Genomic DNA, 14389 nt, shown 5'->3' with positions numbered 1-14389 from the left:
GGGAACTCGGTCACACTCGAACTCGATTCCAGGAGGCGATATGGGGCGCTCACCCAGCAAGGGCCTGTCAGCACGCGCCCTGTGCGCGGTCTTCACCGCGTGCGTCGCCGCGGCCGGCGCGGGAGGTGTGGCCGCCGCAGCACCGATCTACCCTGCCTCCGAGACGGATCCCTTCTACGTGCAGCCGTCGAACCTCGAGTCCAGCGCAGCCGGGCAGCCCATCGCCACCCGGCCCATGCCTCCGCTGCTCGCGTTCCCCGACACCGATGTCTGGCAGGTGAAGTACCGCACCACCAATTCGCAGGGCAGCCCGATCTCCTCGGTCAGCACAGTGCTGGTACCGCACAACCGGCCGGTGAACGGTCCGCTGCTGTCCTACCAGCACATCATCAACGCGCTCGGACCGCGGTGCGCGCCGTCACGCACCCTGTACACCAACGACCCGGACCTTCAGATCAAGGAGGCGCCGGCGCTGAATCTCGCACTGCAGCGGGGCTGGACGGTCGCCCTTCCCGACCACCTGGGACCCAACAGCGCCTACGGTGCGGCCAAGCTCGGCGGGTTCATCACCCTCGACGGTATTCGCGCCGTGCAGCAGGTTCCGGAACTGAACGTCGCGCAGAGCCCTGTCGCGCTGGCCGGCTACTCCGGGGGCGGCATGGCGTCGGCCTGGGCTGCGGCTCTCGCGCCGGAGTATGCCCCGGAGCTGAACATCGTCGGGGTCGCCGAGGGTGGTGTACCGATGAACATCGGGAAGATGGCCAACGGCCTGGGCATGCAGCCGCATCCCGCGTTCGGCCTGGCGATGGCGGCGGCGCTCGGCCTCGAACGGGAGTATCCGGACCGGCTGCCGATCAGTGAGCAGCTCAACGATCGTGGTCTGGCCATGCGCAGCGACATGGCGAATGCGTGCACCAACGGTATCCTCGCGGCGGGGGCCGGTCGCAGTGCGACCGAGGTGGCCAAGACCACGGACCTCATGAGCAGCCCGCAGGCGTGGGAAGTACTCGACGAGAACAGTGTCGAGCTGTATCCCGGTGTGCCGACCGCGCCGATCTTCGAATGGCACAGCCCGACCGACGTGCTCATCCCCGTCGACTCGATCGAGACGACGATCGCACGGTACTGCGCGGCCGGTGTTCGGGTGCAGTCGGAACTCTTCCCGAGTCCCGACCACCTTTCGACGGCGGTCCTGGGTCTTCCCACCGCCCTGGACTACCTGGACGCGCGGTTCCGGGGCGATCCGGCACCGAGCAACTGCTGACCGACCACCCCACCCCGGGCGGTGACATGCGTGATTGTCATCGGATTGTGTTCTGCCTGAACGGCGTCCGGATAGCGCGGCGTTTGAGTCCCGGAAACCGCGGGTACCCAAAATTATGCATGCCAGCGCACTCAATGCAGTCGTGACGGGATCGGACTCGGGGATCGGCCGGGCCGTCGCACTGGCACTCGCGGACGATGGTTTCCACCTCGGGTTGGCATACGCCACGGATCGCGACCGCGCGGAGGCCACGGCCGGCGAGGTGAGGGCCAGGTCGGTGCGCGCGGTGGTCCGGAAGATGGACCTCGCCGAGCTACCCCACTCGGCCACCGCGGTCGACGAGTTCGCCCGGGAACTCGGCGGAATCGGTGTCCTCGTCAGCTGCCCGGGCAGCACAGCCGTCGAATGCATACAACGCGGTGTCCGGTACATGATCGCCGGCGGGCAAGGTGGCCGCATCGTGAACATCACCGCCTCGGCGTCGTCGCTCGGCGGGCTGACCGGTCTCCTCGCCGCCGAGTTGTCGCGGTACTCCGTCACCGTCAATTCCGTCGTCGTCCCCGCCGCGGATCCCGCGTTCCCGTCCCCGGGCCGCGACGACGGGGAAGCCGCCACCGTCGCGTCGTACCTCACAGCGCCTGCCGCGATGTTCGTGACGGGCGCCCAGTACACGGTGGAAGGGCGCCGAGTCACCATTACCCCACACAGCCTGACCGACCCCGGCCCTCGCCGTCCCGGTCCTCGGGGAAGCCACCGCATCCGCTCCTACGCGGGTCGCTGGGCACCGACCCGGTGGACGCGCTGACCCTCCGTTGTGCGAAAACTCGGTGCAGGACGAGCGCCGCTGTACCGTTGTTCCAGGGGGCGTGAAATGAGAGTGACGGCTTCATGCAGCCCGCAGCGAAGATCAAGGTGGGGAATCTGCCTCACGAGCTGACGAGTTTCGTCGGTCGGCGTCGAGAGATCGCAGAAGCGCGTGGCCTGCTGGCCACCTCACGCCTGGTGACACTCACCGGAATCGGAGGAGTCGGCAAGACCAGGCTGGCCCTGCGAGTTGCGCTCGATTCGAGTCGGGCATTCGAGGACGGCGTGTGGCTGGTCGAACTGGGCGAACTCGAGGAAGACGCCCTGGTAGTCGGTGCCGTGGTGGCAGCTCTGAAGTTGCGTGAGCAGCAATCCGAGGCACCCGAGGTGGTATTGCAGGAGTTTCTGGAGCCACGGTGCGTGCTGCTGGTCCTCGACAACTGCGAACATCTCGTCGACGCCGTCGCCGGTCTGACCGAGTTCTTGCTGCGGAGCTGCCCCGATTTGCGGATCCTCGCCACCAGCCGGGAACCTCTCGGAATCCCGGGCGAGGCCACCGTTCGGGTGCCACCACTCACGCTGCCCCACTCGGGCCATCCCGCGTCGGTGAAGGCCCTCGCCCAGTACGAGTCGGTCGCACTGTTCGCCGAGCGCGCCGCCGCGGCCGTCCCCGGATTCCATCTCACCGAGGACAACCATGTTGCGGTCGTGCAGATCTGTCAGCAACTGGACGGTCTGCCATTGGCGATCGAACTGGCCGCAGTGCGACTCCGGGTGATGTCGGTCGAACAAATCCTTCAGCGGCTGACGGACCGCTATCAGTTGCTCACGACCGGATGCCGCGGCGCGCCCGCACGCCAGCAGACGCTCCTGTGGTGTATCGACTGGAGCCACGAACTGTGCACGCCGCAGGAACGGGAACTGTGGGGAAGGCTCGCCGTCTTCGCCGGGGGCTTCGAATTGGATGCGGTCGAGAAGATCTGTTCAGGATCGTTGCGCCCCGCCGAGGTCGTCGACGTGGTCGCCTCGCTCATCGACAAGTCGATCCTGATCCGGGAAGAGGCCAGGGGCGCGGTGCGCTACCGACTTCTCGAGACTCTCCGCGAGTACGGCCGCGAGAAGTTACAGGAGACCTCGGAGTTCGCGTCACTGCTGCGCCGGCACCGGAATTTCTACGAGCAATTGGCGGTGCAGGCGCGGTCCGAGTGGGTCACCGCCCGGCAGGTCAGCTGGATCGAGCGCCTGGACGCCGAGCAACCGAACTTGCGAGCCGCCCTACATTTCTGCCTGACGTCACCGAAGGACGCGGCGGCGGGGCTCCGCATGGCCGCGGCCCTGTACCCGTTCTGGCGGTCGCGGGGACTGCTGAGGGAGGGCAGACGCTGGATCGACCAACTGCTGGCTGTGCGCGGCGCCGGTTCCGCGGAGGAACGGATCCGCGCCCTCTACGTCGCGGTCATGTTGTCCGAACTCGACAGCGACGTCGAGGCCTCGTCCGCGGCGATCGAGGAGGCTCATGCACTCGCCCAGGGGGTCGCCGACCCGATCTCACACGCACTGATTGCTCACGCCGAAGGTGGTCGCGCGATGTTCGGCGGACATCTCGACGCGGCCCGGGCAAATTACGAGGCCGCGTTGGCCGTGTTCCGCACCGACGACGATCTGCTGCACCTGATCTGGGGGCTTCTCGGACTCGCGCTGGCGACCGGTTCGACCGATCCGGATCGGTCCGCACAGTGTCAGCGCGAGATACTCGCCCTCACCGAAGCGCGCGGCGAGTCGGTGTATCGCAGTTGGTCACTGTGGGCGGCAGGTATGTCGGCGTGGCAGCACCGCGACTTCGAGGGCGCGGAGGGTCTGCTGAAACAGGGTCTGCAACTGGCCGGGATGGTCGACGACCGCATCAGTGCTGCGGGATGCCTGGAAGTGCTGGGCTGGATCGCAGTGGGTAGGGGAGACAGCCACCACGCGGCCGAACTGATGGGGGCCGCGTACGCGCTGGCGCATGCGGTCGGCAATCCGAACACGGTCTATCCGAACCAGCGCATCCATCATCTCGACTGCGCCGAACAGGCGCGACGGGACATCGGTGACCGCGCGTTCGAGGCCGCCTTCCATCAGGGAATGAACACCTGCCTCGAGGAGGCCGCAGCGGCTGTGCTGGGCACGAAGCAGCGCACGAATCCGAACACCGATCAAACGCAGACCGCCCTGACGCGCCGCGAATGGCAGGTGGCCGAACTCGTCGCCGACGGGCTGACCAACAAGGCGATCGCCGCCACCCTGGTCATCTCGCAACGCACCGCCCAGGGACACGTCGAGCACATTCTGGCAAAACTCGGCTTCACCTCCCGCACCCAGATCGCGGCGTGGGTCGTGGAGCACGCGCAGGATCGGCACGTCTGACAACTGCACGGCCGGGACGGGGGAAGGCGTCGCGGGGGGCGAAACAGGTATGTGCCCGGGTCGATCGGCCGCTGTACTTTCCGGCGGCACGGGTCAAGCTCATACGCGTCCCCCTTTCAGCCGGTACCACCCCCGAGGCCCCCAATGTCCCCTACACCGCGAACACACCGAAAGCCCGACTCCCACCGCGCTCGGCCCCCGATCCTTCGGCGCCCTCACCCGACCGACGGGTGTCGACTCCGGAGCGGGGGGAAACGGAGGTTGTTCGGCAGGGTGGGTCGGGGGACACCGCACAGCAGGCCGTTACCTTTCGCGTCCGCGACGCCGACGGTAGGTATCACTTTCGCCGGGTGGGTGACGGTATGAGCCCGGAACGACACAGCCGCGGGCATGCGCTCGCGAAGGCGTGCGCACTGATGATCCAACGCTGCCGCAGCTGCACGACCCTGCTGGCACCGCTGATGGCCACGTGCTCGACGTGCCAGGGTTCCGATTTCGAGCAGGTGCCCTCGTGTGGTGTCGGTTCGATCGTCTCGTCCAAATCGGTCGAACGTGAACGGCGCGGCCGGGATCGTGTTTCGGCCCCCTGCACGATCGCGATCGTGGAACTCGACGAAGGCCCCTGGGTGTACACCTGGATCGACGGCGAGGTCCCTGCCTCTTCCTCCCAGCAACCCGTCCGTGTCGAGTTCCGGCCGGCGGCAGCGGCCGAGCAGCTACCCGTGTTCGCGATCCGGCACTCCAGCGAGGGCTGACCCATGCAAACACGTCCTGCGGTCGAGCCCGGCGAGAAGTACGACGCCGAATGGATCCGATTCTGGCTCGGCCGGTGTGAATGGCTCGAGCGGACCCATTCGCTGAGTTCGGACGGCCGATGGATGGCAGTCTTCGCCATTCAGTGGGCCCCGTTCGGCGGTGCCGCCGCGGCGGACCTGATGGAACGATTCGGCGTCGAGCGGGAGCGTTTCCTGGAACTCGTCCTCGCCGCACTGGCGCCACGAAGCTCTGATCTGCAGCGGATTCGCGCGGTGAAAAGTTGTCTGCGGGCCTCCCTCGAGCACGCGTGGCGGCGGATCGAGTAGTCGCGCCGCGGTCAGTCGTGCAACAGATCGTCGAGGTGGATCGGTACCGCCCTGACCCGGATGCCGGTGGCGCTGCGCACCGCGTTCGCCACGGCAGCGGCCGCACCGACGATCCCGATTTCCCCGGCGCCTTTCGAGCCGATCGGATTGGCGTGCTCGTCGATGTCCTCGAGGCAGACGGCGTCGAGGTAGCGAATGTCGGCGTGCGCGGCGATGTGGTAGCTCGCGAGGTCGTGGTTGACGATGTGGCCGAAACGGGTATCCCCGACGCTTTCCTCGTGCAGGGCCATCGACACTCCCATCGTCATGCCGCCGATGAGTTGGGAGCGGACCGTCCGCGCATTGACGACCCGTCCGATGGCGAACACCCCGAGCATCCGCTCCACCCGAATCTCACAGGTGTCGCGATGGACGTGCGCCTCCACGAAATGGGCGCCGAACGAATGGAGTGCGAATCTTTCGGCGTCGGGGTTACCCGGTGTCTCCGCACTCGCTTCCGCCCCCGGGTGCGGCGCCGTGCCGTGTGTGTCGCGGAACGCCCGGGCCGCGGCGACGACGGCACTGCCCCAGGAACTGATCCCCGTGGAACCTCCGGCCACCGTGGCGGACGGTAGGTCGGTGTCGCCGATCTCCAGGTCGATCGCGTCGAGAGGACAGCCGAGGGCATCGGCCGCGATCTGGGTGAGGGCGGTCCACGTTCCGGTGCCGATGTCGACGGACCCGATCTGCACCCGATACCTGTCGCCCTCGTAGCGAATGCGCGCAACCGACCCCGGGGACGTGTTCGCCGGGTAGGTTGCGGCGGCCACTCCGTACCCGACCGACCAGTCCGAGCCGGAGCGAATCCCGGCCTTGGTGTCCCGGTCGGCCCAGCCGAAACGGCCGGCGCCTTCGCGGAGGCAATCGACGAGGCGCCGGCCCGACCACGGGTGCCCGGACTCCGGGTCGGTGGCCGGTTCGTTTCTGATGCGCAGTTCGATCGGGTCGATCCCACATACCTCGGCGAGTTCGTCCATCGCGACCTCGGCCGCGAACATTCCAGGGGTCTCGCCCGGGGCCCGCATCCAGGACGGTGCGGGCACGTCGAGGGCGACGAGGCGATGTGAGGTGTACCGGGCGGGGGAGGAATACATCATCCGCGACGGCACCGCCGCCTGCTCGGCGAATTCCTTGATCTTGGCGGACTGGGTGAGCACCTCGTGGGAGACGGCGGTCAGGTGACCGTCGGTGTCCGCGCCGAGCCGGATGTGCTGAAGCGTCGGGGCTCGGTAGGCGGACAGCGCGAACATCTGCTGCCGGGTGACCGCGAACTTGACCGGCCGGCCGGGTACCCTCTGCGCAGCGAGCGTTACCAGCACATTGTGCGCGTGAGGCAACCCCTTCGATCCGAAACCGCCGCCGACGTGTGGTGCGATGACCCGGATGTCCTCCGGTTCGAGACCGAACACCGGCGCCAACGTCTTCCGGACCGAATGAACGCCCTGCGTCGAATCGTGCAGTGTCAGGACGGGGCCTGGTCCGCCCGGCCGCCACTGGGCGATCGTGGTGTGCGGCTCCATCGGATTGTTGTGCTCCATGGCTGTGGAGTACACCTGGTCGACCGTCCGTGGGGCGGTGGTCAACGCCGCCTCCACATCACCGCTTCGCGTGTCGGTGGGGAAACCGGCATTCACTGTTTCCGGGGCGTAGAAGTCGCTGCGGTCGGCGCGGAAGTCGGTGTCGTGGTCACGCACGTCGTACTCGACTCGGATCAGGTCGGCAGCCTGCCGGGCAGTTTCGGGCGACTCCGCGACCACCGCGCCGAGGAACTGGCCCCGGAAGTGGACCTCGGGGTCCTGCAGGATCGCGAGTTCACCGTCGGAGGTGTCCGCGAGTCGCGGCGCATCGAACACCGTCAGTATGGTGACCACCCCGTCCACGGCCTGCGCGTCCCCTGCATCCATGGCGGTGACCTTCCCGCGGGCGATGCTCGACAGGACGGGATGCAGATACGTCGGATCCGGCACTGCGTGCTCGAAGGCATACCGCGCCGCACCGGTCACCTTGTCGTGACCATCGAGGCGCTCGGCGGGCGTCCCGACGACCCTCGGTTCGAGCAACGCCATCAGCGTGCCTCCTCGGTGAGGGAACGGAGCGTCGCGGACAGGACGCGTCTGGTGAGGGTCACCTTGAATTCGTTACCCGGCAGGGGGCTCACCGCGGACAGTTCGGCGTCGGCCGCCGCCGCGAAGGTCTGCTCCGTGGGTGCGGAACCGTTCAGCATTTCTTCGGCTCGCTCCGCGCGCCACGGTCGGTGCGCCACCCCGCCGAGTGCGATCCGTGCGGAACTGATGCGGTCGTTCTCGATCGTCAGTTCCGCGGCCACCGACACGAGCGCGAACGCGAACGACGCCCGGTCACGCACCTTGCGGTACGCCGACCGGCTTGCCGCCACCGGCGGTGGAAGCTCCACCGCGGTGACGAGTTCACCGTGAGTGAGCTCGGTGTCCCGGTCGGGGCTGTCCCCGGGGAGCCGATAGAACTCGGCCAGGGGAATGCGCCGGTTGCCGTCGACACTCCGCACGACCACCACTGCGTCGAGCGCGGTCATCGCGACGGCCATGTCGGACGGATGCACGGCCACGCAGTGCTCGGAGGCACCGAGGATGGCGGAGTAGCGGGCATACCCTCCGAGAGCAGAGCAGCCGGTACCCGGTGCCCGTTTGTTGCACGGCGTCGTCATGTCCTGGAAGTACACGCACCGAGTGCGCTGGAGAAGGTTGCCCGCGGTGGTGGCGAGATTACGGAGCTGACCCGACGCGCCGGACAGCAGTGCCCTCGACAGCATCGGGTACCGGGAGCGGACGAGTTCGTGCGCAGCCAGATCGCTGTTGCGGACGGTCGCACCGATTCGAAGTCCGCCGTCCGGGAGTTCGTCCACGTCGCCGAGGGGAAGTGCACTGACATCCACCAGTCGACCCGGCTGCGCCACACCGAGTTTCATGTGATCCACGAGGTTGGTGCCGCCGGCCAGGAAGCGCGCGTCGGGGTCCGCGGTGACGGTGGCGACGGCTCCGTCGACGTCGGTGGCCCGTTCGTAATCGAACGGGATCATGCCTCTGCCGCCTGACGAATCGCGGCCAGAATATTCGTGTACGCGCCGCAGCGGCACAGGTTCCCGCTCATCCGTTCACGGATCTCGTCGTCGGTCAGCTCGGGCGGCGCCGTCAGATCCTCGGTGACGTTGCTCGGGTGCTGCGCCCAGAACTCGTCGAGCATTCCGACGGCGGAACAGACCTGACCGGGTGTGCAGTAGCCGCACTGCAGCCCGTCCTGCTCGACGAATGCCTGCTGCATCGCGTGCAGCTCGTCGCCGTCGGCCAGGCCGCGCGCCGTGGTGATGCGGGCACCGTCGTGGGCGACGGCGAAGGTCAGGCAGGTGGTGGCCCGCCGACCGTCCAGCAGCACGGTGCACGAACCGCATTGGCCGTGATCGCATCCCTTTTTGGGTGCCGTCACACCCAGGTGCTCCCGCAGGGCGTCCAGCAACGTCGTCCGCGTGTCGACCTCGAGGGTGCGATGCTCGCCGTCGACGTCGAGGGCGATCTTCGCGTGCCGTGCGCCGCGCGGACCAGAAGGGTGATTCATATGTTGAGGCGTACCCATGAGCCCAGATTCCGAACCGCTTCTACCGCTAGCCCTGGTCGGGGAGGACTCCGGTCTCGAGGAAGATCACCCGCCTGCCGATTTCGACGGTGTGATCGCAGAATCTTTCGTAGAATCGGCCGAGGAGGGTGATGTCGACCGCAGCCTTGACACCATGTGGCCAGTCCTCGGCCTGCGTGATCGCGAAGAGTCCGCGATGCAGGTCGTCCATCGTGTCGTCGGCGGTCAACAAACCCCTGGCGCGTTCGGGGTCGCGGTGCTGCAGGACCTGCTCGGTTTCCTCGGCCTGGGCCACCGCGACCGCACCCATCCGGGTGAACACCTCGAGCACCTCGTCCGGGACGACATGCTCCGGATGCCGTCGGCGGACGATCTTCGCGATGTGCACCGCGAGGCCACCCATCCGATGCAGGTCGGCGGAGATGTGGAGACCGCCCACCATGAATCGGAGGTCGTGAGCGACCGGTGCCTGCAACGCCAGCAGTGAGAACGCGCGCTGTTCCCAGCGGGACGCGGCTGCGTCGAGCTCGCCGCTCACGTCGATGACGTGCTCGGCGAGCCCTAGGTCCGCCTGCAGCAACGCACCGCTGGCCTCCCGCATCGCCGTCACGGTGAGTCGGCACATAGCAGCCAGGTCACCGGCGAGACTGTCGATGTTCTCCGCGAATCGTGTGCGCATCGGGTCAGCCTAGGTGTGTTCTGTAGCAATTGCGTTGCACTAGCGGGGGTCCGCGTGCGCGAGCTTGCGGTATCCCCGCGCCCCTGCCCGGTCGACCGCAGCTCGGACCAGACCGAAAATCGTGCCCTGCACGGCGGCGGCGATGAATACCTCGCGATCGGTGCGGGAGAGATCCTTCGGGTCCGGCGCCTCCGGTTCACCAGCCACGCGCTTCCACACCTGGCCGAACACCGCTCCCGCCAGTATTCCGCCGCCGACACTCGCGGCGAGGGCCAGTGGTTTGTACATCACTTTCGATACGGCACTCATGTTCTCGTCCTTTGCGGTGTCGTCGCGGGTCGCGGTAGTCGGTGATCTTTCTCAGGGGCCGGGGCGATCGACCTCACCGCGCCACGCATCGGTCTCGGTGCCACGGGACTCGATGAACTCCTTGAACCGGGCCATGTCGCCTTTCACTCTCTTGCCGAGCACACCCAGCTTGTCGGCCACGTTCTCGACGAACCCGTCTGGGTCGACGTCCATCTGCGCCGTCACGCGTGTCTTGTCGTCGTCCAGACGGTGAAAGGTGATCACCCCGGCGTGATGGGGGCCGTCATCGGACTTCCATGCCACCCGTTCGTCGGGGTGCTGCTCGGTGATGGTGGCATCGAATTCGCGTTTCACCCCGGCGATCGACACGACCCAATGGACGTGTGTCGGATCGATCTGACGGATTTCGTCGACACCCTCCATGAATCGAGGGAATTCTTCGAACTGCGTCCACTGGTTGTATGCCGTGGTCACCGGAACGGACACGTCCACGGCCTCGGTGATAGTGCTCATTTCGTCTCCTGTCGGTCGGTGTCGCGGTGAACGCGTACCCCGAGGGGGCCCGGGTCAATCCGGCGAGGAGTACCGGGCACGCACGGACCTGCGGCTCGTGTTTCAGAATTCCCCGGGTGGGGCAATGCCCCTTATATGGCCAACGAATCAACTGGAGGGCCGCCGCGGATCGTCGTGGTGGGAAGCGGCTTCGCCGGATTCGAATGTGCGCGGCGACTTCGGCGCTCACTGCGCGACACCGGCGCCCGCATCATCATGGTCTCGCCCAACGACTACATGCTCTATACCCCGTTGCTGCCCGAGGTGGCGGGCGGCATTCTGGACGCCCGGTTCGTCACCATCGCCTTGTCGGACGCGCTCCCCGGCGTCGAACTCGTCCGGGGCGCTGTCGAGTCCATCGACCTCGACAATCGCACCGTCCACGTCACCGATTGCGAGGCGGGCGCCGAGGTGCTGTCGTGGGACCGGCTCGTGTTCACGCCCGGCTCGGTGACGCGACTGTTCGACATCCCGGGCCTCCTCGACCACGGTCGGGGACTGAAAACGCCCGCGGAGGCGCTGTACTTCCGTGACCAGCTCCTCACGCAACTCGAGATGGCCAGCCGCGACACCGATCCGCGGGACGCGCGGGCGCGGCGGACATTCGTCGTGGTGGGCGCGTCCTACGCCGGGACGGAGTTGATCGCCCAACTGCGTGCTCTGGCCGACAGCGCGGCCGCCCGCCAGGGCCTCGACCCGACCGCGGTCCGGTTCGTGCTTCTGGACGCCGCCGACAAGGTGATGCCGGAAGTGGGGGACAAGCTCGGTGCCCAGGTGCTCGACGTGCTGCGGTCGCGCGGTATCGAGGTGCGGCTCGAGACGACGCTGACCGAGCTCACCGAGAACAGCGTGACACTGAGCGACGGCACTGTGGTCCCCACCCGCACGGTCGCCTGGGTGACCGGAGTGACCGCGAATCCTCTCGTCGACTCGCTCGGCCTGCCCACCGAGAAGGGCAGGCTGAAGGTCGCCGCGGACCTGTCCGTCGAGGGACACCCCGGGGTCTTCGCCGGCGGGGACGCCGCGGCCGTCCCGGATCCGCGCCATCAGGGGTCGATCACCCCACCGACGGCGCAACATGCGGTCCGTCAAGGGCGCACACTCGCCCGCAACGTCGCGGCCAGCCTCGGGGTCGGCGAGGCGAAACCCTATGCGCACCGCGACATGGGCCTGGTGGTCGATCTGGGACCCGGCTTCGCAGTGGCCAACCCGCTCGGCATCCCGCTGTCGGGACTAACAGCGAAGGTGGTGACCAGGCTGTATCACCTCTTCGCCATGCCCTCGCCGGTCAACCGGTGGGCGGTCGGCCTCGCCTATCTCACCGACCTGCTGTTCCCTCGCCCGTTGGTGTCGATCGGCTTGGCCACCGAATCCCGGGCGCAATTCGCGGTCAGCCAGGGCATCGGTGCCCGGAACTGACCGCGGCGCCGAGTACAGAAGGGTCGTCGAAGAGGAAGGAATGCGATGGCATCACAGGTGCAGGACAATCCGCAGCGGAACCGTTATGAACTGATCGAGGACGGTGACGTTGCCGGGTTCATCGAGTATTCGGTGGGCGACGGTGTGCTCACCCTTACCCACACAGAGGTCGGTGACGCGTTCGAGGGCAAGGGGTTCGCGGGCCGGCTGGTGGAGGACACACTCGACGACGCCCGGAGCCGTGGGCTGGGAGTCCTTCCCGAATGCACATACGTGCAGCAGTGGATTCGCAAACATCCGGACTACCGGACTGTGGTACCGGAAAACGATCGGGGCCGGTTCGACCTGGAACGGAGTGACGATGAGTGAGGACAAGAGAACCTTCGTGGCACGGCGCCTCGACGAGGTGATCCACGAGTGGGAGGCGGACGCCCCGCCCGGTTCGGGCACCGGTCAGGCGGACGGGCCGCTGGTGACGGCGCAGCGCCATCGCGCCGAAGTAGACACCGCGACCGACGAACGCGTCGACGAGATCGCCGCCTCGTACCCGGATATCGCCGCGGCCTGGTCCTCGCACCGGCACTGATCGCCGGCGCCGACGGGCGCCGCGCACGTACCGGCGGCGGAGGTCACCGCCCGAAAAGACTTGCGAGCGCACTCGATTCGAGTCCGTCCGCAAGGGCTCGCGCGTCGTCGTACACTTCTTTCGCGCCGGCGTCGAGCAGCTCTCCGCGTGAGATGCCGCCACTGAGCAGACCGATGAACGGCACCCCGGCCTCGGTGGCCGCCTCGGCGTCCCACACGGCGTCCCCGACCATCACCGCGGTGTCGGGTGATGTGGACGATCGCTCCAGTGCGGTCTTCACCACCTCGGGATCCGGTTTCGCCTGTCCGACATCGCCCGAGGACGTGGTGTGCGCGATGTAGGAATCCACGTCCAGAACCGCACGAAGCACCGAGAGTTCGTCCTCGGGTGCGGAGGTCGCCAACACCACCTGCACGCCGCGACGGTGCAACTCGCGGATCAGCTCGCGAGCACCGGGGAGTGGCCGCATACTCGGCTGCAGATCCAGGTAGTACTGCTTGTGCAGCTCCTTCGCCCGATCACCCACCTCGCCGGCGGCGTCGCCCAGCAGGGTGTCGAGCAGCAACTGCGAGTCCAATCCGATGGCGCGGTGTATCCGCCATGCGTCGATGCGATGCCCGACTTCGGCGAACGCACGTTGCCACGCATCGACGTGGAGGTAATTCGAATCCACCAGCGTGCCGTCGACGTCGAACAACGCCGCCGTGGTGCCGGACCCTGACCCGGGATCTGCCACGATGAACCTCCTCGAAAACCGACACGTGTGGTCGAGCAAACCACACGGGTACTAACGCGGCCAGCCGTAGCCCGGGTGGTTTCGCGGGCGCCGGCCCCGGGTATGCGGCTGTCACCGATGCACCAGCGCGAGGGAGTGATCGTCATCAAGGCTCAATGGGATACAACAGCTTCGGTGTCTGCCGTCTGGTCCGTCCTCGCCAATGGGTGGTTGTATCCGTCCTGGGTGGTGGGTGCGTCCCGCATGCGCGCCGTCAACGCGGAGTGGCCCGCCGTGGGCAGTCAGCTGCACCATTCGGTGGGTGTCTGGCCGGTGCTCATCAACGACTCGACGGAAGTCCTGGAAGTCGACGAGGAGCGAGAGCTTCGGCTGCTGGCCCGGGCCACGCCCGCGACGAAAGCCGTCGTGCACCTCCAGCTCGAGCCGAGACGTTCCGGCTGCCACCTCGAGATGGACGAGAAGGTGGCGACGCCACCGCTGAAGTGGATTCCGCGGTCGGTGCAGGACGTGGCCGTCTATCCCCGCAACCGCGAATGCCTGCGCCGGCTCGCCTTTCTCGCCGAGCAGACTTCCACCCCCTGACAACTTCCCGACTACTCTCAACGCGGGACGAGTTCGAAGAATGCGCCGTCCTCGCCGGCGTCGGCATCGCGGTAGCGGAAGGCGAGTGCGAACCGGTCGAACGCGGAGAACCAGTCGTCCCACGAGATGCGTTCGAGGGCTTCCTCGGAAGCGCCGCCGGCGAAATCGAGCCGAAGTAAGACGGTCTCCGGGGAGCCGGCGTTGCCGACTCTGGCCGGAGCTCCGTCGTGTCGGTCCACCCACCGCCGGATCTCCATGTGGTCGGTGGTGGTTCGGGTGTCGGTCACGGCGTTCCGGTTCCGGCCGACATCACCGCGACACCAGC

Annotated in this window: 17 protein-coding genes; 9 read left to right on the top strand and 8 right to left on the bottom strand. The window is 67.3% G+C overall.

Features of this window, described 5'->3' with window-relative positions; all coding sequences use genetic code 11:
* The first annotated feature begins 40 nt into the window (after positions 1-40).
* From JQT59_RS23065 to JQT59_RS23045, 5 genes are all read left to right on the top strand, one after another.
* The gene (locus tag JQT59_RS23065) at positions 41-1264 is read left to right on the top strand and encodes a lipase family protein (RefSeq protein WP_213572136.1); all 1224 of its coding nucleotides are present in this window, start codon (positions 41-43) and stop codon (positions 1262-1264) included.
* 142 nt (positions 1265-1406) lie between these two features.
* Positions 1407-2069, top strand: coding sequence for an SDR family NAD(P)-dependent oxidoreductase (locus tag JQT59_RS23060; RefSeq protein WP_249353764.1), 663 nt, complete (start codon positions 1407-1409; stop codon positions 2067-2069).
* A gap of 83 nt (positions 2070-2152) precedes the next feature.
* Positions 2153-4474: an ATP-binding protein gene (locus JQT59_RS23055; RefSeq protein WP_213572134.1), complete on the top strand. Its 2322-nt coding sequence runs from the start codon at positions 2153-2155 to the stop codon at positions 4472-4474.
* Positions 4475-4836: 362 nt separating this feature from the next.
* The gene (locus tag JQT59_RS23050; protein WP_213572133.1) at positions 4837-5229 is read left to right on the top strand and encodes a Zn-ribbon domain-containing OB-fold protein; all 393 of its coding nucleotides are present in this window, start codon (positions 4837-4839) and stop codon (positions 5227-5229) included.
* A 3-nt stretch (positions 5230-5232) separates the two neighbouring features.
* Entirely contained in the window at positions 5233-5556 is a 324-nt protein-coding gene (locus JQT59_RS23045) for a hypothetical protein (RefSeq protein ID WP_213572132.1), read from the top strand.
* 11 nt (positions 5557-5567) lie between these two features.
* On the opposite strand, the gene JQT59_RS23040 is transcribed toward JQT59_RS23045, so the two are convergent.
* Genes JQT59_RS23040 through JQT59_RS23015 form a run of 6 tightly spaced genes read right to left on the bottom strand, consistent with a single transcriptional unit; the run spans position 5568 to position 10702 of the window.
* Positions 5568-7661, bottom strand: coding sequence for a xanthine dehydrogenase family protein molybdopterin-binding subunit (locus JQT59_RS23040; RefSeq protein WP_213572131.1), 2094 nt, complete (start codon positions 7659-7661; stop codon positions 5568-5570).
* Positions 7661-8650: an FAD binding domain-containing protein gene (locus JQT59_RS23035; RefSeq protein WP_213572130.1), complete on the bottom strand. Its 990-nt coding sequence runs from the start codon at positions 8648-8650 to the stop codon at positions 7661-7663. The genes JQT59_RS23040 and JQT59_RS23035 overlap by 1 nt, the downstream gene beginning before the upstream one ends.
* Positions 8647-9183: a 2Fe-2S iron-sulfur cluster-binding protein gene (locus JQT59_RS23030; RefSeq protein WP_213572129.1), complete on the bottom strand. Its 537-nt coding sequence runs from the start codon at positions 9181-9183 to the stop codon at positions 8647-8649. The genes JQT59_RS23035 and JQT59_RS23030 overlap by 4 nt, the downstream gene beginning before the upstream one ends.
* 46 nt (positions 9184-9229) lie before the next feature.
* Positions 9230-9880: a phosphate signaling complex protein PhoU gene (phoU, locus tag JQT59_RS23025; RefSeq protein ID WP_109329850.1), complete on the bottom strand. Its 651-nt coding sequence runs from the start codon at positions 9878-9880 to the stop codon at positions 9230-9232.
* 39 nt (positions 9881-9919) lie between these two features.
* Entirely contained in the window at positions 9920-10189 is a 270-nt protein-coding gene (locus tag JQT59_RS23020) for a DUF4235 domain-containing protein (protein ID WP_159922312.1), read from the bottom strand.
* Between the two features lie 51 nt (positions 10190-10240).
* Complete coding sequence (locus JQT59_RS23015; protein ID WP_159922314.1) at positions 10241-10702, bottom strand: SRPBCC family protein; 462 nt, start codon at positions 10700-10702, stop codon at positions 10241-10243.
* 135 nt (positions 10703-10837) lie between these two features.
* On the opposite strand from JQT59_RS23015, the gene JQT59_RS23010 reads away from it, so the two are divergent.
* From JQT59_RS23010 to JQT59_RS23000, 3 genes are read left to right on the top strand one after another with little or no spacing between them, the layout of a single operon-like run.
* Positions 10838-12160 carry an NAD(P)/FAD-dependent oxidoreductase gene (locus JQT59_RS23010; protein WP_213572128.1) on the top strand — a complete coding sequence of 441 codons (1323 nt, stop codon included), beginning with the start codon at positions 10838-10840 and terminating at the stop codon, positions 12158-12160.
* A gap of 45 nt (positions 12161-12205) precedes the next feature.
* A complete protein-coding gene (locus JQT59_RS23005) occupies positions 12206-12529 on the top strand; it encodes a GNAT family N-acetyltransferase (protein WP_213572127.1) in 324 nt (107 codons plus the stop codon).
* A complete protein-coding gene (locus tag JQT59_RS23000; RefSeq protein ID WP_213572126.1) occupies positions 12522-12746 on the top strand; it encodes a hypothetical protein in 225 nt (74 codons plus the stop codon). Before JQT59_RS23005 ends, JQT59_RS23000 begins: the two co-directional genes overlap by 8 nt.
* A gap of 43 nt (positions 12747-12789) precedes the next feature.
* Here the strand turns inward: JQT59_RS23000 and JQT59_RS22995 are convergent, their stop codons facing one another.
* Positions 12790-13482 carry an HAD family hydrolase gene (locus tag JQT59_RS22995; RefSeq protein WP_213572125.1) on the bottom strand — a complete coding sequence of 231 codons (693 nt, stop codon included), beginning with the start codon at positions 13480-13482 and terminating at the stop codon, positions 12790-12792.
* A 117-nt stretch (positions 13483-13599) separates the two neighbouring features.
* On the opposite strand from JQT59_RS22995, the gene JQT59_RS22990 reads away from it, so the two are divergent.
* On the top strand, positions 13600-14064 hold the full coding sequence (locus JQT59_RS22990) for an SRPBCC family protein (protein ID WP_213572124.1): 465 nt from the start codon (positions 13600-13602) through the stop codon (positions 14062-14064).
* 17 nt (positions 14065-14081) lie between these two features.
* Here the strand turns inward: JQT59_RS22990 and JQT59_RS22985 are convergent, their stop codons facing one another.
* Positions 14082-14351, bottom strand: coding sequence for a hypothetical protein (locus JQT59_RS22985; protein WP_249353762.1), 270 nt, complete (start codon positions 14349-14351; stop codon positions 14082-14084).
* Positions 14352-14389: the final 38 nt, after the last annotated feature.

The organism is Rhodococcus sp. USK13 (assembly GCF_018343855.1).
Lineage (GTDB): Bacteria > Actinomycetota > Actinomycetes > Mycobacteriales > Mycobacteriaceae > Rhodococcus_F > Rhodococcus_F oxybenzonivorans.
This window is presented reverse-complemented; position numbering and strand designations above follow the sequence as displayed.